This window comes from Stenotrophomonas sp. LC732 (assembly GCF_052446685.1).
In the GTDB taxonomy this organism is placed as follows: domain Bacteria; phylum Pseudomonadota; class Gammaproteobacteria; order Xanthomonadales; family Xanthomonadaceae; genus Stenotrophomonas; species Stenotrophomonas muris.
Window position 1 is genome coordinate 1,108,502 of the sequence record NZ_CP199214.1, and the last position, 21,565, is coordinate 1,130,066.

The window sequence follows — 21,565 nt, forward strand, 5'->3', positions numbered from 1 at the left end:
AGCCGCGAGGCAGGCGGGATTGGACGCGCAAGTGCAGACCAAAACAGTGCAGACCACTGACGGCCAGGCCGAGGCTTTGGACGCGTTGACGATTCGCTACAACCCCAAGGACATGCAGGGCAGCAATCCGAAGACGGCCGCGACCTTGGACAAACTGGCGGCTCTGCTCAAGTCCTCGAAAAGCCAGTTGACGATTCGCTTTGAGGGCGGGGATCTCGCGGTGTGCCCGATCCCCGCGGAGGAGTTGTATCGCCGTGGGGCACTGACTGCTCATCGCTCGATTGTGGCGTGCGGGGAGGACAACGAGCCCTTCCTCATTCGTGTGACTCCCATCCCTGACGTTCGCTAAGCCAACCGAGAGCTGGGGGGCGAAAGCCCCTTGGCTCAAATCTTTTTCAAACTCTTGGAGGATCCGATGAGCAACACCCCCCAAAGCCCGGAAGAGCTTCGCCGTCTGCAGGAGCTGGCTGAGCTTTTTGATGACGACACCGCCCCGTCGCCCGCCACCACCACTCCGCCCACAACTCCAAGCGGCGGTAGCGAGGTGTTGAACGCTGCCAAGCATTGGGGCCGCGCCCTCGGGCGCAGGACCAAGGAGCTGACGGAGAAGGCTGTCGAGAAGACCAAAGAAACCCAAGAAGCCTTGGCACGTCGAGCAGAGGAGGCCAAGGCAGCCAAGGCAGCCAAGGAAGCCGCCGCAGCCGAGCAGGCGCGGCAACAGCAAGAACAAGAACAAGCCGAACGGGAGGAAGCGGCGAAGCCTGACGCCCGTTCGCAGCCGGTGGACGTGTGCGCCCCCGAGCCGGGTTTGGAACCCACAACGGTTGCACCGGAAGGACCCAGCCGGGCCCAAGATCCGCTGGCTCCGGTGGTCGTTGTCGAACCAGAAGCCGTAGAGCCGACGCCGGACGTGCTTGCGGAAGAGGAGGCAGTGAAGCCGGCGGACCTTTCCGTTGCTTCGGAGGCATTGGAAGATGAGGAGGCGTTGCCCCCGTCTACGCCCGCGCTTCGTGTCGCGGACGCGGCAGCGGTTCAACCGGAGCCCTCGCCAGCGCATGTCGCCCATGCTGGCTCGACCTCAACAACGGCCAGCCGCAAGAAGGGTTGGTCAATCGTCGTTGTGGCCAGCGTCGCCTGCTTGGTGCTGGGTGGGGGCATTGCTTGGTGGGTCACTCGCGACACCGGGAAAAACGAACCCGCTCCCACGGCGGCTCCTGCGTCTGCCGTGGCTGCGCCTGTTTCAACTCTGGAAGTGCCGGGCCCGGGGGTTAAGCAAGCGCCCCCTGTTTCGGCTCCTGAACCCGAGCAAGCGCCGGTTGCGGCCGAAGCGCCGCCCGCGTTGCCGGTTGAGAAGGGCGCCGTGCCTGCTCTCGCAGAAGCGCCCAGGGCGGCGGCACGGGCCGAGGTTCAACCGGTGGAGAAAGGCGACAAGCACGCTCCAGACGCAGTTCGAAAGCCGGCCCGGGTGGGTTCCAAAGCGATGCCTGCCGCGGAAGCCAGAGCAAAGCCCATGGCTAGGAAATCGGCAGCGGAAACGCCGCGGGATGAACCGCAGTGGCAGGAGAAGGCAGACAGCGACATGGACGCCTGGGCAAAGAAGGCTGGAATCAACTAACCCCCTTGCGCAAACAAGATGGTCGGTTACAAGTAAATGGTAGTTACATTCAAGGGAGGTTTTATGTTGGGTTGGTTCTTCTTGCCGTATCGCGGCGCCGGGGTTTCATTCACCTCTCGCTTCATGCGGTGGCATGGCGAGACGTTCTTGGGGCGTCCTGATGATCTGGGTTTAAAAAATGTCCCGCAGGCCGTCAAAGACAGTTACTACGATTTGGCCGAGGATCGTCCGGTTGAGTTGCAGCAGCACAATCTGAAAGCGTGGTCCCTTGGGCAGCAGCACGCAGAGGAAGCCCGGCAGGTCAGTAAGGCCGAAATCCCGAAGGCAACCTTTTTGGCCGTGATGGCCGTCAGCTTTGGTTGCGCCCTGATTGCGGCGCCGTTCTCCAACTGGGCTGAATCGCCGGTTGGGATGGCAGTTCAGTTGGTTGCCGGCGCTCTGGATCGCTTGAGTGGACAAGAATCCCGCCCCAAAAGGGCGGCGGCGTCCGCCGAGCCAAAAGCGAGCACGGCACCTGCTCAAAGGGCTGCGTTACCTGCTGAGAAGGAGGCCACTGCGGAGGAACTTGCCGCGCTTCGCGCTGAGTGCGAGGACAGATGGAAAAGGAACGACATTACCAGCAATGCGGTTGTGCGGTGCAGAACGATTTGGAATGAGTTGGGCCAGGAGGAACTGAAATGAGATTGAATCTTTACAACCTGTTGGACCTCGCCAACCAACTCAAGCATCGGATCCTGCTGCGCGGAGCGCCTCAAGGGATCGTTGATGCCATGCGTCAAAAATCCTCGGCCAACTACAAGAACGTCCAAGGCCTGGTCAACGCGCACAACCGTGTCTCCAGCCGCCGGCTGGTGGTTCCGAAAGGTCGTGAGAAGAACGCCACGGATTTGGGAGCAGAATACGACGCCGTAAGCGGCTGCTACGTGGTTCCGGAGTCGATGGACGAGAAGGACGAGAAGTTCTCTGTCTTCTGGCCTTCGGCTCCATTGGATCTGCAGAATCAGGAGGGCAGGGCGGAGCTGACCAAAGACGGGCGGCTGATCGAGAGCCGGGTGCTTCCCAGGGACAAGTTCCAAGGGGGAGATAGCACGGCGCTCTTCTTGATGTATGCAGCGCTTCCCATCCTCGGTGCGCTGATCTCAGCTCTCACCGCCATCCCTTACGTCGGTATCTTGGGGTGGTTGCTGCTTCCGGTCGTCGTCCCCTACGTGAGGGCCATTCAAAGGAGCGAGGGCACCGCGGATGCGTTGCGGGCGTTCTTCCTGACCTTTGCATTGCCGTTGGTGCTCATCAAAGGCCTGGGGACGGCGGCTTGGACCAGCGACACCGTGTTGAACGGTGCCATGACGGCAATGACCCTTTATCTCGTGGCTGGGTTCCTCTACTGCCTGATTGCTCCGGTGGAGCAAGATCAGGAAGCGTGGGGCGGAAGGCTGGCACGTCTGAAGGCTTTTGTCCTTTGGAGCAGTGTTGGCATGGTTGCGCTGCTGATCACGACGCTCTTCCCTCCGGTGATCGGCGGCTTCGCCTGGTTCGTGATGGCCGGCGCATACGGGTTTGTCTACTACTCGCGGGACTACAAAGAGCGCACGTTGGCGCTTCAGTCCCAAAGCTCCCGGTTCAACCTGGGCAAGCAAGGGTTGATGGAGCGGGCGACGGCCGAAGCCTTGGAGAACCAAGTTCGGAAAGCCTTGGCTGACAAAACCCCATTCGTTGCCTGGGGCACGGCGACCGGCCACCTGAAGAGAAAAGGGGCGAAGTTCTGCTACGACGCCGGTTCCCCCGCGGGCATCAGCGTCGATGACCTGTTCATGCACGCCATGATTTTGGCCGAAAGCGGCATGGGGAAGTCGTCCTACATTCGGTGGCTGATGGCCGAAATCATGAAGTCGGGCTACCCCTGCGCTTTTGCGGTCTTCTGCGGCAAGGGGGCGCTCGCTGGCGAGGTTCGCGGCATGCTGGACTACGTGGTGGAGACCGGCGTCCACCTGGGGTTGATTGAAGGCCTGGATGCCCAGGGCGTGAAGGCTGCGCTGACCAACACTCGCATGGAAGACGACGAGACGGATATTTGGAAGGGGATGTCCGCGGACATCATCGATCACGCGACCGTCATCCTGGAAGCGCTCCACAACCATGAGAACAAGATGCGGGCGTTGGATGCCGCAGAGAAACTGGGCCTGGAGCTTGAGATCGAAGGATTGCTTCAGAAGCAAGATGCTGAGGTGGCCAATGGCGGGGATGGTGCTGATATCGATCTGGTGATCGCCGACCTGGAAGCAAAAATGGCCATTCGCCAGCAAGAGCTTTCCAAGGAGCGCGAGTGGCAGTGGACGCTGGAGCGCCTGAACAAGGTTCTCATCGCCATCAACGACATTCGCACCACGCAGACCAGCAGCTTGCCCGGTGAAAGCTTGTTGGCGGCGGCCAACTTCCTCGGCGTGCAACCCATGCATCTGGGAAGCGATGAGGACTTTGCGGCCCGCAAGAAGGACTGGGACCTTCGGCTGGAAACGGCTCAAAAGACCATTCACCCGGACCTTCTCGTCGGCGGCTCATTGCTTCAGATGTCGTTTGAGTTCGTGCTCAAGAAGTGGCCGACCTACCCGGCCGAAACGCGCGGCAGTTTCATGGCCAACGTGGACCGTCGGATCAATCCCCTGATGCGCGGCAAGTATTTGGTGGACGAGAACGGCGTGCCCTGGCACAGCATTGAGCGAGGCGAAGTGGACGTGGGCCAGATGCTCAAGGGCACCTCCATGGGCGTGAACCTGCCCGACACGCGCCACGGCACCGCCGGCGTGTTGGTTCAGAACCTCATCTGCCAGCGTCTGAACAACGGCATCAAGCTGCGGAACGAAGTCAGTGAAGAAGAATGGCGCGGGCGCGGCGAGCTGCCGGTGATCTTGATCAAAGACGAGTGCCAGAACCTCATTGGGCGCGAGGACCAGATCATCCTGCCGATCTGCCGCTCAACGAAGATGGGCTGTATCTACGCCACCCAGAACGTGGACGGCATTCGGGTGAAGCTGCCCGGGGATGCGGCTGATCAGTTCTTGGGCAGCTTCCAGAACCTCGTTCTTCAGCGCACCACCCCGAAGAGCTACGAGTATGCGGCCAGCCGCTACGGAGTCGAAGAAATGACTTCCTTCAAGCAGAAGGCCGTTGGCTTGGACTACTCCGGTGGGATTGAGATGGCGTTGGACAACTCGTTGTTCGACCCGAATCACCCCATGGCGGCCGGCATGAAGCAACTGCGCAGGGCGGGTGCTGGGCGCTTGGTGGCGACCCACATCGACCCCGTGACCAAGATGCGCTGGACCGGCCAGAAACTCACTGGGGTTAATGCCGTGAAGGACATTGAGGTGCCGGCGTCCGGTCACCGCGAGGCCCAACCGTTGTTCTCGCAAGCCGAGTTCACCGGCCTGCTGAACCAGCAGGGGCGAGCCATTCTTTGGTTCAACCGGGCTGGCGTTCGTCGCGCCGACGTGTGCAACACCCCCTTCCTTCCACTTAGCCAAGTCGAGGAGGTGGTTGCGGCCATCAAGAAGGAGCGCGAGGCGCGCTCCAAAGACCTCCAATCCCCACAGCAGGAGACCAAGCAATGAACAATCACAATCATCACGAGAAAGATCAACAGTTCCGCGCTCAGATGGCATCGAGCAAGGAGCCTGTCGCAGAAAAATGGACGGAGTTGGACCGGAAGGCCCAAGAGTAAAAATCCGAAGTGGAGCGCATGCAGCGCTCCATGGAGCGACGTTTGGACCCGGAGCGGCTGGTGGCGCTGGAGGAGCGAGCAGCGGACTTGGCCAATCAGCGCCATGAAATGGAGGTGAGAGGGCGACCCAATCTCTTCCTGGTCAAGCAGCGGGCAGCGTATGACAAGCAAATGGCGGAGCTGGAGGCTGGTCTCAAAGAGACCCGCAAAGACATTCGAACGTGGCTTCGAAAGTCGGATCCGGCGGAGATTGCGAAGCATCAAGAGCGGATGGCGAGCAAGCAAGAGGAGCTAGTGAAGACCATCGAGCAGCGCCAGGGAGTGAGCCAGATGCCCTCTGAGCGCGCCAAGGAAGAGCAGCAACGCGCGGGACAGGTGGAGATTCCCATGATGCGCCTGGACGAGTGGCGCAAGCAGCGCCAGCGTAGCGATGACGTGCAGGTGGACTTTCCGAAATACGGCGCGGGCAAGTGGGGTGGGGCCACCTTTGCCGCAACGGCCTTGGCCGAGCAGAAGAAGATGCGCCTCTATGAGGAAGAGTTCGATTGGCAGAAGCAAGGTCGCGAGCGCCAACCCAATGTGTTCCGCCAGTAAACACACCACTCAGGGCCCTTCGGGGCCCTTTTTATTGGGCACGTTCCCTTGTTTGTGAGTGGATCGATCTACCCATAAAAGCAAACGTCGAAAGCGGCTCAAAGCAAGAGACGGGGTGGGGGTTGGGAAAGAGAAAAAAGGTTTTGACTAAACATCAAAAGTGTCGATCAATCGAGATTTTTAGGGTTGCCAGTTTTATGAGATGTGGTTGACTGTAATCAGTCAAACACAACCGGGGGAGGCCCTTATGTATATTTTTGCCGATGCTTACGAGTTCGCCGTGGACAACGTGGGGAACCTGCTGATCACCTTGCTTTCGTTTTCGGTGGTGAGCTACGTGGCCGCCAACGTGGCAGGGTTGCTGTCATGATGGCGTGGCTGAGGGAGGATTTGGAGCAGATGGATCTGCACACCGTCTCGCTTTTCCTTCAAACCGGAGTTCTGGTTGGCGTGGCTTTCATCATCAAGATCGCTTGCTGATTGCCAAAAACGAAAAACACGGTATGCAATGGGGATGGAACCCCAACGTGACAACGCAGCAGGCAACCCAGGTGGGGGCGATTTCTTGAATCGTGTGCAGGGGTGGGATATATGGGGGGCGGGGCTGAGATATATGCCGGAAGAACCCGTCCGTCCGATGGAGTCTCCGGAAGGGCCGTGGCACGTGATTGCGGCTCACGCAATCGAAGGGCATAAGATCACGCGGCCCTTCAGGTAATGGCTCGGCCTTGTCCTCATCACTGGGCTTGCGTGCCGAGATTCCAAGAGCAGAAGAGCCATACGCCCCTGTGCACATTAACGCGATCCAGCGCCGTGCCGAGGACAAACTTTCCAGGCTGACACGTCGCGCCATAGCAACATTGGCAGGCTGGATTCATGATGCGTGCTCGCGCTACATCGCTGAAAAATGGATGCCTCAACATCAGCGGCGTGAATCGCCCAGGGTTCCGTAGACACCTCGCAGCCATAAACTATGGCTTAGGCGGAGGTGGTTATGAGCACGAAGCGGTACACCGATGAGTTCAAGATCGAGGCGGTCCGACAGATCGTTGAGTACGGCCGTCCGGTAGCGGAGGTTGCCGAGCGACTGGGCGTGTCGATCCATAGTCTTTACGGCTGGAAGCGGCAACAAGGCAAAGGCGATGTTGGCCGGCGTGTCGAGCAGGACCAGAACGCGGAAGTGCGCCGCCTCAAGGCTGAGCTACGCAGGGTCACTGAAGAGCGAGACATCCTAAAAAAAGCCGCCGCGTACTTTGCAAAGGGGTAAGAGCAAAGTACGCCTTCATGAAGCAACACGCAGATGAGTTCGGCCTCGCGGCGATGTGTCGGATGCTTGGCGTCCATCGCAGTGGCTACTACGCCTGGCTAAAAGAGCCGGCAAGCGCTCGCGACAAGGACGATCAGCGGTTGCTCGGCCTAATCAAGCACAGCTGGCTGGAAAGCGGCTCTGTGTATGGCCACCGCAAAGTGACCACAGATCTGCGCGAGCTTGGCGAGACGTGTAGTCGTCATCGCGTGGCACGCTTGATGAAGAGCGAGGGGCTGCGGGCAATGGTCGGCTACGGTCGGCGACCACGCCCATTGAGCGGCCCTGTTGGATCAGTCGCCAAGAACGTTCTGGCTCGCGGCTTCAAAGTCAGTGAGCCAAATCGCGCGTGGGTCACGGACATCACCTACATCCGCACGTACGACGGCTTCCTGTACTTGGCGGTAGTGCTTGATCTGTTTTCGCGTCAGGTCGTTGGATGGGCAACCCGACCAACTCAACATACGGACCTGGTTTTGCAGGCGCTATTGGCTGCAGTGTGGCGGCGCAAGCCAAGCCCCGGGCTTCTGCTTCACTCCGACCAGGGAACCCAGTTCACCAGCGAAGACTGGCAGAGCTTCCTGCGCGAGCACGACATCGTGTGCAGCATGAGTCGACGAGGAAACTGCCATGACAACGCAGCGATGGAGAGCTTCTTCCAGCTACTGAAGCGGGAGCGTATTAAGCGGAGGATCTACAGCAATCACGACGAGGCACGGGCCGACGTCTTCCAGTACATCGAGATGTTCTACAACCCAAAACGGCGGCACAGTTCCAACGACGGGCTGTCCCCGGTAGAGTTCGAGAAGCAGTACGCACTAAACGGCTGACGACTGTCTAGAAAACCCTGGGCGATTCACTTCGCTGCTATAGGGGTCTCTCCGTTCAGAGACCTTGAGCGGTATCTTGAGGAAATTTCCGTCGCCCCGTCCTGGGAGTCAATTTCCGTGGACAGGCATGAGTAGAAAGTACGCAGTTTCCATGCACTCCTCGATCGTATTGCCTCAGCGCAGCGCGTGGGTCCGTGCAGCATGGGGTGACCTTCCCGTCTCCTACTTCCAGAGTGACGAGAATCTCAATGACTGCGGTTTTATTGACTTGAAGGTCAATAAGTGGGAGATCAGTGGCAGTCGATTGTAATGGGGTCTGGACCCCTTCATCAGGGTTGAAATACTCAAGGGTCGGGGCCCTGCGATGGCAGATGCCAGATTGCAGCCCTGACGGTAGTCGCGAAGCAGCGCGTTGTTCCTCTGGACAGAAGGGTGCCGGGATCGATGGGCTTCATCCTCCCCCTCCGTGCATCAAGTGACGGTTTCCGCGGTCACGACTCGCGAGCGCTGCGTGATGACTGCGATTGATGTGCTCGTACATTGATATGCCCGGCAGGAATAACCACCTCCATTAAGTGTGTCCTTCACACCTGTCTGCATAGTTCCAGAGATTTGGATCGATACAATAATATCGACCCATAAAGTTTCCCCGCGCTGCGCCGCCATCGATCGTACGGCCATGATCAAGGGAATTGAGATGCTCGCCTTACGCAACCTCCGAGTGGGATCCCGGCTGGGTGCCGGGTTTGGATTGCTGCTGCTGTTCATCGTGGCCATCGTTGGCCTGGCGCTGTACGGAAATCACCTGAAGTCCGCCCAGTTCGAGAAAGTGGTGGACGTCAACATGGTGAAGATGCGGCTGTTGAACGACATGCTGGATACCAACAACGCGCTGTTGATGCACCGACGGCTGATGGTGATCAAGCGCGGCGAGGATTTCGACAAGGATTATCAGAAGGCGCAGGAGCTGTCGCAGACCTACGACGGTATCTGGGCCAGGTACATCAGGATTCCGCGCGACGCGACCGGCGATACCCTGGTGGCGAAAATCGACGCGGCACGCAAGGCCACCGACGCCTCCACCCGGCATCTTCACGAGCGCATGAAGGCCGGGGATTTCGACGGCGCGGCCAAGGAACTGCTTGCCGAGCAGGGGCTGGCAACCGCGTGGAACGAAGCGATCTCGACCCTGCTGCGGCATCAGGAGACACTGACCGAGCGCAGCCGCGAGGAATACCGTTCAACCGAATCCTGGACCGGCACGCTGTCGATCGTGTTCGGCGTGTTGAGCCTGGTACTGGGCTCGCTGGCCGCGTGGGCCATCACCCGCAGCCTGACCCGCCCGCTGGAAGGCGCGGTGAAGCTGGCCGACGGCATCGCCAATGGGCGGCTGGACAACAGCATTGACGCCTCCGGCAACGATGAGGTCACGCAGCTGCTCAGGTCGATGCAGCGCATGCAGGCGCAGTTGCAGTCGGTGATGGCGGCGCAGGGCGAGTTGGCCCGCCAGCACGATGCGGGCAGCCTCAGCTATCGCATGGACGAGAGTGCCTTCCCTGGTGACTACGGGCGCATGGTGCACGAGACCAACGCGCTGGTCGGCTCACACGTGCAGGTACAGAACCGGCTGATCGAAGTGATGAAGCATTACGCCCGTGGCGACCTGTCGGTGGACATGGATCCGCTGCCGGGCGAGAAGGCGGCGATCACCCAGGCAATGGACGAGACCAAGGCCAGCCTGTCGGCGATCAACAGCGAGATCCGCCGGCTGGCGACGGCCGCGGCGGCGGGCGACTTCAGCCTGCGCGGCGATGAAGATCGCTTCGCCTACGATTTCCGCGACATGGTGGCCGGGCTCAATCGCCTGATGCAGACCACCGACCAGAACCTGGTGCAGGTGTCGAGCCTGCTGCAGGCGATCTCGCGCGGTGACCTCACCGTACGCATGCAGGGCGACTTCCACGGCGTGTTCGCCCGCATGCGCGATGACTGCAATGCCACCGTCGATCAGCTCAAGCAGATCGTCGGGCGCATCCAGGCCAGCGCGTCCAGCATCAATCTGGCGGCAGGCGAAATCGCCTCGGGCAACACCGATCTGTCGCGGCGCACCGAGCAGCAGGCGGCGAACCTGGAAGAGACGGCGGCGTCGATGGAGGAACTGACCTCCACCGTGAAGCAGAACGCCGAGCACGCCCGCCAGGCCAACCAGCTCGCCATCGGTGCGCACGGTGTCGCCTCGCAGGGCGGCGAGGTGGTCGGCCAGGTGGTCACCACGATGTCGGCCATCGAGGCCTCGTCGAAGAAGATCGCCGAGATCATCTCGGTCATCGATGGCATTGCCTTCCAGACCAACATCCTGGCGTTGAACGCGGCGGTGGAAGCCGCGCGTGCCGGCGAGCAGGGCAGGGGCTTTGCGGTGGTGGCCAGTGAGGTGCGCACGCTGGCACAGCGCTCGGCCGGTGCGGCCAAGGAGATCAAGGGGCTGATCGAGGATTCGGTTGGCAAGGTCGCCGATGGATCGGCGCTGGTCCGACAGGCAGGCACCACGATGGGCGAGATCGTTGCTTCCGTGCAGCGTGTGACCGACATCATGGCCGATATCTCTGCTGCCTCGCAGGAGCAGAGTTCGGGCATCGAACAGGTGAACCAGGCGGTGGTGCAGATGGACGAGACCACGCAGCAGAATGCGGCACTGGTGGAAGAGGCCAGTGCTGCGGCGCGTTCCATGGAGGAGCAGGCGAGCCTGCTGGCCGAGGCGGTTTCGGTGTTCCGCACCGGCGCGGTAACGGCGGCTGCAGCCGTGCGTCCGGCCCTGGCTGCGGTGGCCGCGAAGGTCACCCCGGTGCGCAGGGCGGCAACGCTGTCGCCGCGCATCGAGCCGACACTGGCGGCCAATGCCGGGGGGTGGGAAGAGTTCTAGCAGAGGGCAAATGCCGGCAGGGAGACGGCGCCCATCACGATGGCTGATCGTGATGGGCGCGGATTTTCTTCCTGAACGCGCGATGGCCGATGAGGCCGCGGACACGCGCATTTCACTTCCGGTTGCCAGCCGCGGGAGGACACTTGCGCCATACCGGAACCTAGGAGATGGCCATGAAGACCTCGACCCGATTGCTTGTGCTGGGCACCCTGCTGGCGGCTTCGTCGGTGGCCGGCGCGCAGACCTATGGTCCGCGCGATGAGGGACGCCGATTCAACGATGGCAGCCGCGTGGTCTGCAAGAACGTGGAAGTGCAGCGCAACTCGCGCGATCCGAACCGCATCGCCGGTACGGCCACTGGCGCGGTGATCGGCGGCCTGCTGGGCAACCAGGTGGGCGGCGGCAATGGCAAGAAGCTCGCTACCGTGGCCGGTGCTGTTGCCGGTGGTGCGGCGGGCCGCCAGATCCAGGGCAACAGCCAGCAGAAGAACGGCGACCGCGTGGTCGAGCGCCGCTGCGAACGCGTCTATCGCTGATCGATCGCCGACGGCCCCGTTTTTCCCCTTCCACATCGCAGTACTCGAACGCCGGCCTCGCGCCGGCGTTCTTCATTGCAGGAAAAGGGGACGGAGGGGATTAAGTCGCAATCCCCCCAACCGGCCGCTTACGACTTAATCCCCTCCGTCCCCTTTTTTGCGAGGAGGCGCCAGGTGGCGAGGCTGCCGTAGAGCAGCAGCAGGACGGTGAGGGTGATCAGTTCGTGGCAGACTTCGGCCAGGCTGGCGTCCATCTGGTTCAGGCGCACCATCAGGTTGATGCCGGAGGTGGTCGGCAGCAGCTGCGCCAGCCAGACCAGCGGTTGTGGCGTCATCACCGAGGGCCACGACAGGTTGGCGAGGAAGAACAGCGGGATCGAGGTGGCGATGATGTACTGGAAGGCGCGTTCGCGGGTGCGGAAGAAGCTGCCGACGAACAGGCCGAAGGCCACCGTCGCCGCGATGAACAGCGTGCCACCCAGCAGCTGGCCCAGCGGGTTGCCTCCGCGTGGATAGTCCTGCACCCAGGCAGTGAACCCGGCATACCAGAACAGACCGAACAGGCCGATCAGGCCGAAGCCCAGTGCCATGCCGGCCAGGGTCGGCAGGTCGAAGCGCAGGCGCCGGCCGAGCGCGAGGCGGCGGCCGCCGAGCAGGACGCCGATGCCCATCAGCAGCGTCTGGTGCACGATCAGCTCGGCCACGCCGGGAACGATGGCGCTGCCATAACCTTCCTGCGTGTTGTACAGGGGGCGCTGCACAAGCGTGACCGGCGGTGCCTGCGGTGCGCCCATGAAGGCCGCCTGGCCGACCACGGCATCACGCCCGAACGCACCCAGCGCGTCAGCCACGCTGCCCAGCACCCAGCTGGCGCGGCCCAGGTAGGCACCGTTGCCAAGCAGTACCAGCTTGGCCGGGTGGCCGCGCAGGATGTCGCGCTCCAGATTGGCCGGGATCACGACGATCCCCTCGGCATGGCCGGCTTCCAGCTGCCGGCGTGCGCTGTCGACGTCCGCGGGTTGACCGACCACGCGCGCAACGCGCAGTGCGTCGAGCTTGCGCAGCAGCTCGCGGCTGGTCGCGCTGTGGTCTTCGTCCACCACCAGCACCGGCAGGTTGCCGGCCACCTGGTGCCGGTAGGCGGCTGGATAGAAGAACGAGTACAGGATCACCGCCCCGACCATCACCACGATCGCGTAGCGGTCGCAGAGCACTGCCATCAGGGTCTGCCGCAGGCTGCGCCAGAGTGCGCTCATGCGTCGGCCCCTGCGGGTTGTGCGGCGGCAGGTGTGCGCGCAAAGGCGATCAGGCGCAGGCCGCCGACGCCTCCTGCCACCACCGCCATCAACAACAGCGTGGCCAGCGGCCACACCGAAACCTGCAGCGGCGAACCGATGAACTGCTGCTGGGTCTGCAGCTTGATGTAGGCGCTGAGTGGCAGCAGTTGATGCCAGATGCGGGTGAACAGAGGGCCGTCCAGCACCGGGAAGGTGGCGCTGGAGAAGGCCAACGCGGTGCCGATGCTGAGGCCGACTGCGGACAGCGCGGTACCCATGTCGCGGGTGACGCCGACGAAGAACAACGCGTAGGCGGCCGTGGCCAGGTAGAACAGTGGCTGTGCGAGCAGCAGCAGGAGCACGCTGCCGGCCACGCCGTCACCGCGCAGCCAGGCCAGGTAACCGATGCCGAGCGCGCCATACAGCGAGAACAGCAGGATGTATGGCGCGACCTTGCCGGCAATCGCCGGCCATGGCGTGCGGCCCAACGAGGCGGGCAGGGTGCCGTCGCGGATCTCGCGGCCAAGGCTGCCGGCCACTGCAAGTGCCAGTACCAGCGACAATACCGCCGGGAAGATCAACGGCAGCAGGAACAGCTCGTAGCTGCGTGCCGGGTTGTACAGAATGTCCGACTGCACCGCGATGGGTGCCGCGCGCAGCTTGCCCGGGCCGACCTGCAGGCCGATGCGCTCGCGCAGCAGGCGCGCGTTCCAGGCCGAGACCGCGTCGCCGATATCGCGCGACGCGGACTGGCCGGTGGTCATGTAGGTGGCGTTGTAATAGGCGAACACCGTGCCCTGGCGTCCACGCAACGCCTGCCGGGTGACATCGCGCGGCACCAGTACGATGGCGAACACATCCAGCCGACGCAGCTGCGAACGTGCGTCTTCCAGGTCCACCGGCTGGCTGGCGACGCGCACGCCGGGGCTGGCATCGAGCATGCGCAGCAGCAGGCGGCTGTCACTGCTGTGGTCGAGGTCGACCACCGCGATCGGGATGTCGCGCATCACCGAAGGCGTGAACATCCACGCCATCACCACCAGCATCAGCAGCGGCAGCACGGTGACCAGCAGCAGGTCGGCGCGGTTGCCGCGCAGCGACTGCAGCTCGCGCCGCCAGCTGGCGGCGAAGCCGCCGCGGCCGGGGCTCAGTGCTGGGGCCATGCGAACAGCACGCTCATGCCGGGGCGGAAGCCCTCGATGCGGCGTACCGGGCGCACCCGCACCTCGAAGCTGCGGACGTCGTAGCCGGACGACTGGCGGGTGGTACGCCAGGTTGCATAGTCACCGGCCGGATTGATGAAGTAGACCTCGAATTCGCCGTCCAGGCCGAGCGCCGGCACGCTGCCCTGCAGCTTGCTGCCGACCTTCAGGCCCTGCATCTGCGATTCGCGCAGGTTCATGGCGACCCACATGCGGTCGATGTCGACCAGGGTGAACACCGGGTAGCCGGCCGGCACCAGCTCGCCCGGGTCGGCCATGCGCTTGTTGATCTCGCCGGCCACCGGCGCGCGCCCTTCCACTTCGACACGCGCGGCGTTGACTTCGGCCACCGCGCCCTGTGCCTGTTGCACCTGGCCCTGCGCGGCACGCTTGTCCTGCTCGCGCGCGCCGGCCAGGGCCATGTCGTACTGCGCGCGCGCGGCACGGGCCAGCTCACGCGAACTGGTGGCCTGGGCATGCGCTTCATCACGCTTCTGCCGGGTCATCACCCCTTCGTTGAACAGGTTCTGCACGCGCTGGTAAGTGGCTTCAGCCAGCGCCGCACCGGCTTCGGCCCGCTTCCAGTTCGCTTCGGCGGCGCGGATGTCTTCGCTGCGCGCGCCTTCGTCGGCCTTGTCGGCCACTGCCTGTGCGGCGGCCAAAGCGCCGTGCGCCTGCTGTTCCTTGGCGGCCACTTCGGGGCTGTCGAGCAGGAACAGCACCTGCCCGGCCTGCACGCGGTCGCCCTCGCGCACCTTCAGTTCGGCCACGCGCGCGGTGATCTTGGCGGCCACGTTGATCGTGTCCGCATCGGCCATGCCCTGGATCTGGTCGGCCGGGCTGCGCCAGGCCAGCCACAGGCCGAGCACCACCACGACCAGCAGCACCACTACCAGGATCGGTCCCAACCGGCGCTTGCCCGGGGGCGTCGTCGCATCGTCGTGCAGCACATCACTCATGGTCGATCACCTCGTCCGCCCGCCGCCGGAACTCTTCGAAACGGTCCATCTGTCCACTGATCTCCAGCAACTGTGCCAGCGCAATATCGTATTGGTAGGCGGCCTGTGCGCGCTCGACGCGGGCGCCGCCCAGGCCGAGCCGCGCGTCGATCACATCCAGCGAAGTCGCCTGGCCTTCGCGGAACGCCAGCTCCTGCAGGCGCAGGTTTTCCTGTGCCTGGGCGATGCTGCTGTCGAGCAGCACGTACTGCTGGCGTGCGGTTTCCAGCTCGTTCCAGGCCTTGCGCACACCCAGCGCGACCTGGTTCTCGGCCTCGCGCAGGCCCGCTTCGGCCTGGTCCTGCTGCGCACGCGCGGCGCTGATCTGCGCCGGCCGCGAGTTCGGCGACAGGAAGGTGTACTTCAGGCCGATGCCGAACGCCCAGTCCGGATCGGTCAGCATCTCGTCGCGGCGACGGAAGTCGTACTGGCCGAAGGCGAAGATCTGTGGTTTCAGCTTGGCCTGCTGCACGCGCACGCCCTGTTCGGCCTGCGCCACCATCGCCCGCAGGCGCGCGATCTGCGGCTGCCGCGCCTGCGCGGTGCGTTCGAAGCTGGCCACCGGTTCCAGTGGCACGCGCTGCACGAACAGCGGCGACACCGGCTGCACCTCGCCGCCACTGCGCAGCAGCGTGGCCAGTGCGGCCTTCAGCGTGGCCAGGTCGTTCACCGTCTTCTGGTATTCGCGCTCGGCCTTGTCGCGGGCCACGGTGGCCTGCAGGCGCTGCGCGCGGGTGGCGAAGCCCTCGCGTTCCAGCTTCTCTGCGTCGGACAGGTGGCGGTTGAGGCCATCGCGCACATCGCGGCGCACGTCCACCGCCTGCTCGGCCAGGCGCTGGCCGAAATAGGCCTGGGCCAGCTGCACGGTCAGCGATTGGCGTTGTGCTTCGCGCTCGGCGCTGGCCTGTTCGTGGGCGGCACTGGCCGCACGTTGCGCGGCCGGAATCACGCCGCCGGTGTACAGCGGCAGCACTGCAGTCACCACCGGGCGGGTACGCCAGTCGCGTTCGGTGAACGACAGCGGCGAGTCGATGCCAAAGGCCTCGGCCACCGGAGCCAGCGAACCCAGGGGCAGGGTGAGCGTCTTCTGGAACTGCAGCCGGCGCACTTCGCCGGTGATCTCCGGCAGGCGCAGCAGGCGGGTCGCGTCCTGCAGGTCCTGCTTGTTGCGCACGGCGGCGTCGGCAGCGGCCAACGCATCGGAGACCTGCTCCAGGCGTTGCCGTGCCTGTTCCCAGTCCAATGCCGGTGCGTTGCTGGTGGGCTGCGCGGCGGCAGCGAATGGCAGGCAGGCTGCCAGCGCCAGCGCGGCCTTCGCGCGGTGCATCCTTGTACGTCGGCCGATCACGCCCATGCCGTCCCAGTAGTGAAGAAGTGCGCAAACGGTAGTGCGTGCAGCGTGAAGCCCGGGTCTGCGATCATCGGTTTGTCCTCAACGAAGGGTGCCTCTGGCCGCAGTGCGCAGCGCCTGGGTGATGTGCTGCAGCGTGCTTGAGCGCACGGCGGCATGCTGCCAGTACAGCGGCACATCGAGCCAGCGGCGGGGTTCCAGTACCACCACGCGGCCGGCGCGCACGGCGGGCGCGACCAGGGTTTCCGGAGCCATGCCCCAGCCGAGTCCGCACGCGGCGGCTTCGACGAAACCGGTGGAGGAGGGCAGGTAGTGTAGCGGCGGCTGCAGCCGCGCGCGGGTCAGGCGCCGCACGAAGCGCCACTGCAGTTCATCTTTGCGGTTGAACACCAGCATCGGTGCGTGCGCCAGGGTTGCGGCCTGCATGCCATCGCGGAAGTACTGGCGGGCGAAGCCGGGCGAGGCGATGGCGTGGTAGCGCATCGCGCCGAGCGGGTGCACGTTGCATCCCTTCACCGGTTGGCTTTCGGCGGTGACCGCGCCGAGCACGCTGCCATCGCGCAGCAGCTGCAGGGTGTGGTCCTGGTCGTCCATGCGCAGGTCGAACAGATAGCCGTGGCGCTGGTGCAGGTCGGCGATGGCCGGTACGAACCAGGTATCAAGCGAGTCATCGTTGACCGCCAGCGGGATCGGCGTGCGCGCAGCGTCGCTGCCACGCTCGGGTAGCAGCTCGGCCAATGCCTCGGCCTCCAGCGCCTGCATCGGTCGCACCCGGCGCAGCAGCGCTTCACCCGCGGCGGTCGGCCGGCAGGGTGCCTGGCGCACCACCAGTACCTGCCCGAGCCTGTCCTCCAGGGCCTTGATCCGCTGCGACAGTGCTGACGGGCTGATCGACAGGCGGCGTGCCGCAGCCTCGAAGCTGCCTTCCTCCAGCACCGCGGCAAACGCGGCCAGTTGCGGGTGTACCAGGTCCATGCCGGTGCCTCTTCAGTTTTCCTGCACAGGATAAAGAAAAATCAGTTTGTCTAATCAAGGCTGTTGGCCGCACCCTGCGCGTCCCCTCGCTGCCTGGCCTGTCCCGATGTGGATTGCCGCTACCGCCGCCGGCCTGTTCGCAGGTGCCGGCCTGATCATCGCCATCGGCGCGCAGAATGCCTTCGTGCTGCGCCAGGGCCTGCAGCAGCGCAATGTGGGGACGGTAGTGCTGGCCTGCGCCGGCGCGGATATCGCGCTGATCCTTGCTGGCGTTGGCGGCATGGGCGCGCTGGTGCTGCAGTGGCCGCTGCTGCTGCAGGTGCTGCGCTTCGGTGGTGCGGCCTTCCTGTTCTGGTATGGCCTGCGGGCGGGGCTGCGCGCGTGGCGCGGTGGCAGTGCCCTGGCCGCCGCCGAGGCGCAGGGCGGCAGCGGACGGCAGGTACTGCTGACCTGCCTGGCGTTCACGCTGCTCAACCCGCACGTCTATCTGGATACGGTGGTGCTGCTGGGCAGTCTGTCCACGCGCTACCCCGGTGACCTGCGCTGGGCGTTCGCCGCCGGTGCCTGCGCCGCCAGCGTGGCCTGGTTCTGCACGCTGGGCTATGGCGCGCGCCTGTTGCAGCCGGTGTTCCGCAGGCCGGGCGCCTGGCGGGTGCTGGATGCCGCCGTGGCGGTCTTCATGTCCTGCCTCGCCACGCTGCTGCTGTTGCGCCCGCTCTAGGCCGCGTCCACCGCGCACTGCGGGGTTTCGCCGGGGCGCAGGGTCAGCACGCGCACGCCGCTGCGGGTGACCGCCACGGTGTGCTCGAACTGCGCCGACAGCTTGCCGTCGCGGGTGTAGACCGGCCATTGGTCCGGCTGCTGACGGATGGCCGGCTTGCCCTGGTTGAGCATCGGCTCGATGGTGAACACCATGCCTTCTTCCAGCACCATGCCGGTGTTGGGATGGCCGTAATGCAGGATCTGCGGTTCCTCGTGCATCTGCTGGCCGATGCCATGGCCGCAGTATTCCTTCACCACGCTGTAGCCGTGGCTGCGCGCGTGGCGGGCGATGGCGTGGCCGATATCGCCCAGGCGCGCTCCCGGGCGCACCGCAGCGATGCCTTTCCACATCGCCTGGTAGGTGGCCTGCACCAGCCTGCGCGCGGCGTAGTCGACCTCACCGACCAGGTAGGTGGTGCTGGAGTCGGCGATGTAGCCGTTCTTCTCCAGGGTGATGTCGAGGTTGACGATCTGGCCGTTGCGCAGCACGTCGGTGGTGCTGGGAACGCCGTGGCAGACCACGTTGTCGATCGAGGTGTTGAGCACATACGGGAAGCCGTACTGGCCCTTGCTGGCCGGCCGCGCCTGCAGCTCATCGACGATCATGCGCTCGACGAAGTCGTTGATCTCCATCGTGCTGCGTCCCTGCAGCGGCAGCTGGTCGAGCGCGGCGAACACCTGCGCCAGCAGGCGCCCGGATTCGGCCAGCAACGCGATTTCGTGCGGCTGCTTGATCATCGTCATGTCAGGCCCGCCCGGGCGCCAGCGCCTGCGGCTGCACCCCGGCTGCCCGCAGTTCGCTGGCGACGATGTCCTGGAAGCTCAGCGTGGGGTTCATCTCGCACAGCATGCCGACCCGGATCCAGAAGGTGGCCTGGGCGTTGATCGAACGGCTGGAGACGGTGCAGGCACGGCGCAGCTGGTCGTGCAGGGTGTCATCGATGTTGACGATGCCCATGGGCGGTCCTGGCGGAATGGATATACGAAGCATATATGTTCCGTATATTCGCCTCAAGCCCGCATCGTTCAGTCCACGTGGGTGGCAAAGCGCAGTCGGTTGCCGTCCGGGTCACGCAGGAGCATCTCGCGGCTGCCCCATCCGGTGTCGTGCGGTGGCTGCTCGATCGGTACGTTGGCGGCACTGAAGGCGCGGTGCAGGGCGTCGACGTCTTCAACGATGAAGTACACCGCGCCGCCGACCTCGCAGTCGCCGCTGTGTTCGGTGAGGAAGATCGTCTGGCCGTCGCGGGTGAGCTGGGCGAACAGCGGGAAGCCGGGTTCGAAGCGGTGTTCCCAGTCGACCACGAAACCCAGCCCCTGCACGTAGAACGGCAGGGTGGTGTCGCCATGGCGCATGCGCAGTTGCGGGATGACGGTCTGGGGCATCGCGAGGCTCCGCGGCGGGAGTCCAGTGTAGTGCCGGCCGCTGGCCGGCATCCCGGCGAGCCTGGGAACGATGAGGTTGCCGGCCAGCGGCCGGCACTACCGAAGCCACGCCGGCCAGCGGCCGGCACGACCGGCGCGGTCAGCAGGCGGTCGGCACGGCGGCCATCGCCGCCAGCAGTTCGCGATTCACCTGCTGGTGCCGTGCCTGCCACATCGGCAGATCCTCGGCGCTGACGTCAGGTTGACCATCCAGCGACGACAGCCAGCGCTTGAAGCGGCTCTGGTAATTGGCCAGCGACACTTCGCCGGTGATGTCGCTGCCGACCAGGCCGCCGGCGCGCAGCGCTTCGATCACCACCAGTGCGTGTTCCAGCTGGAAGCGGCCCTGGTCCCAGTTGCTGCGGGCGACGTCCTCGGCGAACACATCCTTGTCGATCGACAGGTAGGTCGGTTGCGGCGACTTGGCCTGCTCGGCGGCGAACGCGGCAACCAGTGCCTCCGGGTGCTCGAACCGTCGGAATGCACGGCCGCTGCCGAGGCGGTGGCCCCAGCCCACGTCCACATCCATGCACCAGTAAGTCAGGCGCCCGCCCATCAGCGGGCGCCAATGGTTCTCCCAGGCGTGGCCCAGGCCGATGTCACTGGAGGTGATGCCGAGCACATGGATGTGCGAGATCTGCGGCAGCTTGCTGGCCGCGTTCACCCACGACCCGCAGTGCATGCCGAACGGGAAACGCATGTTGTCCGGATGGTTGTCCAGCACCACCAGCTGGAACGGCTGGTGCGCGCGCATGCGACGCAGCAGCGGCAGGCTGAGGTGGTGGAAGTCGCCACTGCCGAGCATCACCGTGCCGAGCTGGGCCGGCAGCGGTGCCAGCACTTCAGCGGCGAAACGGTCCAGGGTTGAAGTGCTGCAGGCGAAGCGCAGCGGATCGTGCCACTGCGGCAGCGCCAGGGTCTGCGCCTGTGGCAGCGGCAGTACGCCACCGTCCAGGTCCAGGATCAGCGGAAAACGCGACGACATCGTTCAACCGCCTCCATCAGGTTCGCCCTGCAGGTACGGGGCCAGCTTGCGCAGGGCAGCGCGCAGCAGCGGGGAGCGGGCGTGGATCGCGTGCCGGGTGGAGGTGAAGCGGGCGCCCAGCTCGGCCTTGATCCGCGAGTCGGTCCAGCCGGCCACGTAGTGGCTCAGGCCGTGCTGCAGCGCGTACTCGAGGTTGTGCATCCAGCTGACCGCGTACAGGTTGTGCTCGCGTGATTGCGGGTAGGCCAGGCCGATGTACTTGTCCACCAGCTTTCCGGCGTGGATGTAGCACAGGTTCCAGCCGATCAGCAGACCCTGGTGGCGGTACAGGAACATCCGTCCCTGGCCCTGGCTGTCGGCCAGCAGGTGTTGGAAGTAGGGCAGGTCGAGCTGGTCGAAATGCACCGCGCTCTGCGCGAACACGCCCAGGTACAGCGCGTACAGTTCGGCCTGCAGTTGCGGGTCGGCGAGGGCCGGATCGCCGGTGGCGATGCAGTCGATCTGCAGGCCATCGCGCGAGCGCAGCTTGCGCCGGATGTTCTTGCGGCGCGAGGACGACAGGCGTCCGAGATAGCCATCGATCGAATCGAAATCGATCGCCACCCAGGCCAGCGGCATGCCTTCCAGTTCGACGAAGCCGCGTGCCAGCAGCGCCTGCAGGAAGGCGCTGCTGTGTGCATTGGCCGCGTCGTCCAGCAGCGGCGAATCGATTGCCAGGTCCTTGACCACCAGCAGCCGGGAATCGCCGATCGCGTGACGCGTCACGTCCTCGGCCAATGCCTCTGGTGCGACGTGCGCGGGCAACGGGGTGTACTCGGTGCTGGTGGCACCGACGAAGCGGGTCTTCCAGGTGATCCAGGGCCGCCACAGGCGCGACAGCGGCAAGCCAAGCAGCTTGCCGCGCAGGTCGTCGTCCATCGTGGTGGTCAGGTCGAGCGGCGCACGGAAGGTCGGCAGGCCGCTGGGAAGCAGGCCTGCCTCGAATCCAAGCGGCGGGTGGGCCAGGAAGCCCTCCAGCAGCGCGGCCGGTTCCAGCGCGGTGCTGGATGCGCGTGACGTCATCTCCATCGG

The 21,565-nt window shown here is 64.4% G+C and carries 20 protein-coding genes; 10 read left to right on the plus strand and 10 right to left on the minus strand.

Annotated elements, in window-relative coordinates; genetic code table 11:
• The first annotated feature begins 31 nt into the window (after positions 1–31).
• The 9 genes from ACT6SE_RS05395 to ACT6SE_RS05435 all read left to right on the plus strand — a co-directional run bounded on the left by ACT6SE_RS05395 (position 32) and on the right by ACT6SE_RS05435 (position 11,519).
• Positions 32–349, plus strand: a complete 318-nt coding sequence (locus ACT6SE_RS05395; protein ID WP_444811108.1) for a hypothetical protein — start codon at positions 32–34, stop codon at positions 347–349.
• Positions 350–415: 66 nt separating this feature from the next.
• Positions 416–1,615 carry a hypothetical protein gene (locus ACT6SE_RS05400; protein WP_444811109.1) on the plus strand — a complete coding sequence of 400 codons (1,200 nt, stop codon included), beginning with the start codon at positions 416–418 and terminating at the stop codon, positions 1,613–1,615.
• Positions 1,616–1,678: 63 nt separating this feature from the next.
• Positions 1,679–2,296, plus strand: coding sequence for a hypothetical protein (locus ACT6SE_RS05405; RefSeq protein ID WP_283785278.1), 618 nt, complete (start codon positions 1,679–1,681; stop codon positions 2,294–2,296).
• Positions 2,293–5,223: a hypothetical protein gene (locus ACT6SE_RS05410; protein WP_444811110.1), complete on the plus strand. Its 2,931-nt coding sequence runs from the start codon at positions 2,293–2,295 to the stop codon at positions 5,221–5,223. Before ACT6SE_RS05405 ends, ACT6SE_RS05410 begins: the two co-directional genes overlap by 4 nt.
• A 128-nt stretch (positions 5,224–5,351) precedes the next feature.
• Positions 5,352–5,927: a hypothetical protein gene (locus tag ACT6SE_RS05415; protein WP_444811111.1), complete on the plus strand. Its 576-nt coding sequence runs from the start codon at positions 5,352–5,354 to the stop codon at positions 5,925–5,927.
• A gap of 247 nt (positions 5,928–6,174) precedes the next feature.
• The gene (locus tag ACT6SE_RS05420; protein WP_258014395.1) at positions 6,175–6,297 is read left to right on the plus strand and encodes a hypothetical protein; all 123 of its coding nucleotides are present in this window, start codon (positions 6,175–6,177) and stop codon (positions 6,295–6,297) included.
• 624 nt (positions 6,298–6,921) lie between these two features.
• Positions 6,922–8,063 (plus strand): IS3-like element ISStma9 family transposase gene (locus ACT6SE_RS05425; protein ID WP_087944428.1). Its coding sequence is split into 2 segments (ribosomal slippage): positions 6,922–7,159 and positions 7,159–8,063, totalling 1,143 coding nucleotides; the frame shifts between segments, so codons are not numbered across the junction.
• 697 nt (positions 8,064–8,760) lie between these two features.
• Positions 8,761–10,983 carry a methyl-accepting chemotaxis protein gene (locus ACT6SE_RS05430; protein WP_046429609.1) on the plus strand — a complete coding sequence of 741 codons (2,223 nt, stop codon included), beginning with the start codon at positions 8,761–8,763 and terminating at the stop codon, positions 10,981–10,983.
• Between the two features lie 167 nt (positions 10,984–11,150).
• On the plus strand, positions 11,151–11,519 hold the full coding sequence (locus tag ACT6SE_RS05435; protein ID WP_014646414.1) for a glycine zipper 2TM domain-containing protein: 369 nt from the start codon (positions 11,151–11,153) through the stop codon (positions 11,517–11,519).
• Positions 11,520–11,647: 128 nt separating this feature from the next.
• On the opposite strand, the gene ACT6SE_RS05440 is transcribed toward ACT6SE_RS05435, so the two are convergent.
• The 5 genes from ACT6SE_RS05440 to ACT6SE_RS05460 form a co-directional block, all read right to left on the minus strand.
• The gene (locus ACT6SE_RS05440) at positions 11,648–12,775 is read right to left on the minus strand and encodes an ABC transporter permease (RefSeq protein WP_046429611.1); all 1,128 of its coding nucleotides are present in this window, start codon (positions 12,773–12,775) and stop codon (positions 11,648–11,650) included.
• Positions 12,772–13,959: an ABC transporter permease gene (locus ACT6SE_RS05445; protein WP_046429612.1), complete on the minus strand. Its 1,188-nt coding sequence runs from the start codon at positions 13,957–13,959 to the stop codon at positions 12,772–12,774. Before ACT6SE_RS05445 ends, ACT6SE_RS05440 begins: the two co-directional genes overlap by 4 nt.
• Positions 13,944–14,957: an HlyD family secretion protein gene (locus ACT6SE_RS05450; protein WP_046429613.1), complete on the minus strand. Its 1,014-nt coding sequence runs from the start codon at positions 14,955–14,957 to the stop codon at positions 13,944–13,946. Before ACT6SE_RS05450 ends, ACT6SE_RS05445 begins: the two co-directional genes overlap by 16 nt.
• Positions 14,950–16,350 (minus strand): TolC family protein, encoded by a 1,401-nt coding sequence (locus ACT6SE_RS05455; protein ID WP_014646418.1) that lies wholly within the window; start codon positions 16,348–16,350, stop codon positions 14,950–14,952. The genes ACT6SE_RS05450 and ACT6SE_RS05455 overlap by 8 nt, the downstream gene beginning before the upstream one ends.
• Positions 16,351–16,428: 78 nt before the next feature.
• Complete coding sequence (locus ACT6SE_RS05460; RefSeq protein ID WP_046429615.1) at positions 16,429–17,322, minus strand: LysR family transcriptional regulator ArgP; 894 nt, start codon at positions 17,320–17,322, stop codon at positions 16,429–16,431.
• Between the two features lie 106 nt (positions 17,323–17,428).
• On the opposite strand from ACT6SE_RS05460, the gene ACT6SE_RS05465 reads away from it, so the two are divergent.
• On the plus strand, positions 17,429–18,043 hold the full coding sequence (locus ACT6SE_RS05465; RefSeq protein WP_014646420.1) for a LysE/ArgO family amino acid transporter: 615 nt from the start codon (positions 17,429–17,431) through the stop codon (positions 18,041–18,043).
• Here ACT6SE_RS05465 and map read toward each other — a convergent pair.
• The 5 genes from map to ACT6SE_RS05490 all read right to left on the minus strand — a co-directional run bounded on the left by map (position 18,040) and on the right by ACT6SE_RS05490 (position 21,562).
• The gene (gene map / locus ACT6SE_RS05470) at positions 18,040–18,822 is read right to left on the minus strand and encodes a type I methionyl aminopeptidase (protein ID WP_014646421.1); all 783 of its coding nucleotides are present in this window, start codon (positions 18,820–18,822) and stop codon (positions 18,040–18,042) included. The two genes, ACT6SE_RS05465 and map, sit on opposite strands and share 4 nt — an antisense overlap.
• 7 nt (positions 18,823–18,829) lie before the next feature.
• Complete coding sequence (locus tag ACT6SE_RS05475; protein ID WP_014646422.1) at positions 18,830–19,042, minus strand: ParD-like family protein; 213 nt, start codon at positions 19,040–19,042, stop codon at positions 18,830–18,832.
• 68 nt (positions 19,043–19,110) lie between these two features.
• The gene (locus ACT6SE_RS05480) at positions 19,111–19,470 is read right to left on the minus strand and encodes a bleomycin resistance protein (protein ID WP_046429617.1); all 360 of its coding nucleotides are present in this window, start codon (positions 19,468–19,470) and stop codon (positions 19,111–19,113) included.
• 139 nt (positions 19,471–19,609) lie between these two features.
• Complete coding sequence (locus ACT6SE_RS05485) at positions 19,610–20,494, minus strand: arginase family protein (RefSeq protein ID WP_046429619.1); 885 nt, start codon at positions 20,492–20,494, stop codon at positions 19,610–19,612.
• 3 nt (positions 20,495–20,497) lie between these two features.
• The gene (locus tag ACT6SE_RS05490) at positions 20,498–21,562 is read right to left on the minus strand and encodes a GNAT family N-acetyltransferase (RefSeq protein ID WP_046429621.1); all 1,065 of its coding nucleotides are present in this window, start codon (positions 21,560–21,562) and stop codon (positions 20,498–20,500) included.
• Positions 21,563–21,565 lie beyond the last annotated feature (3 nt).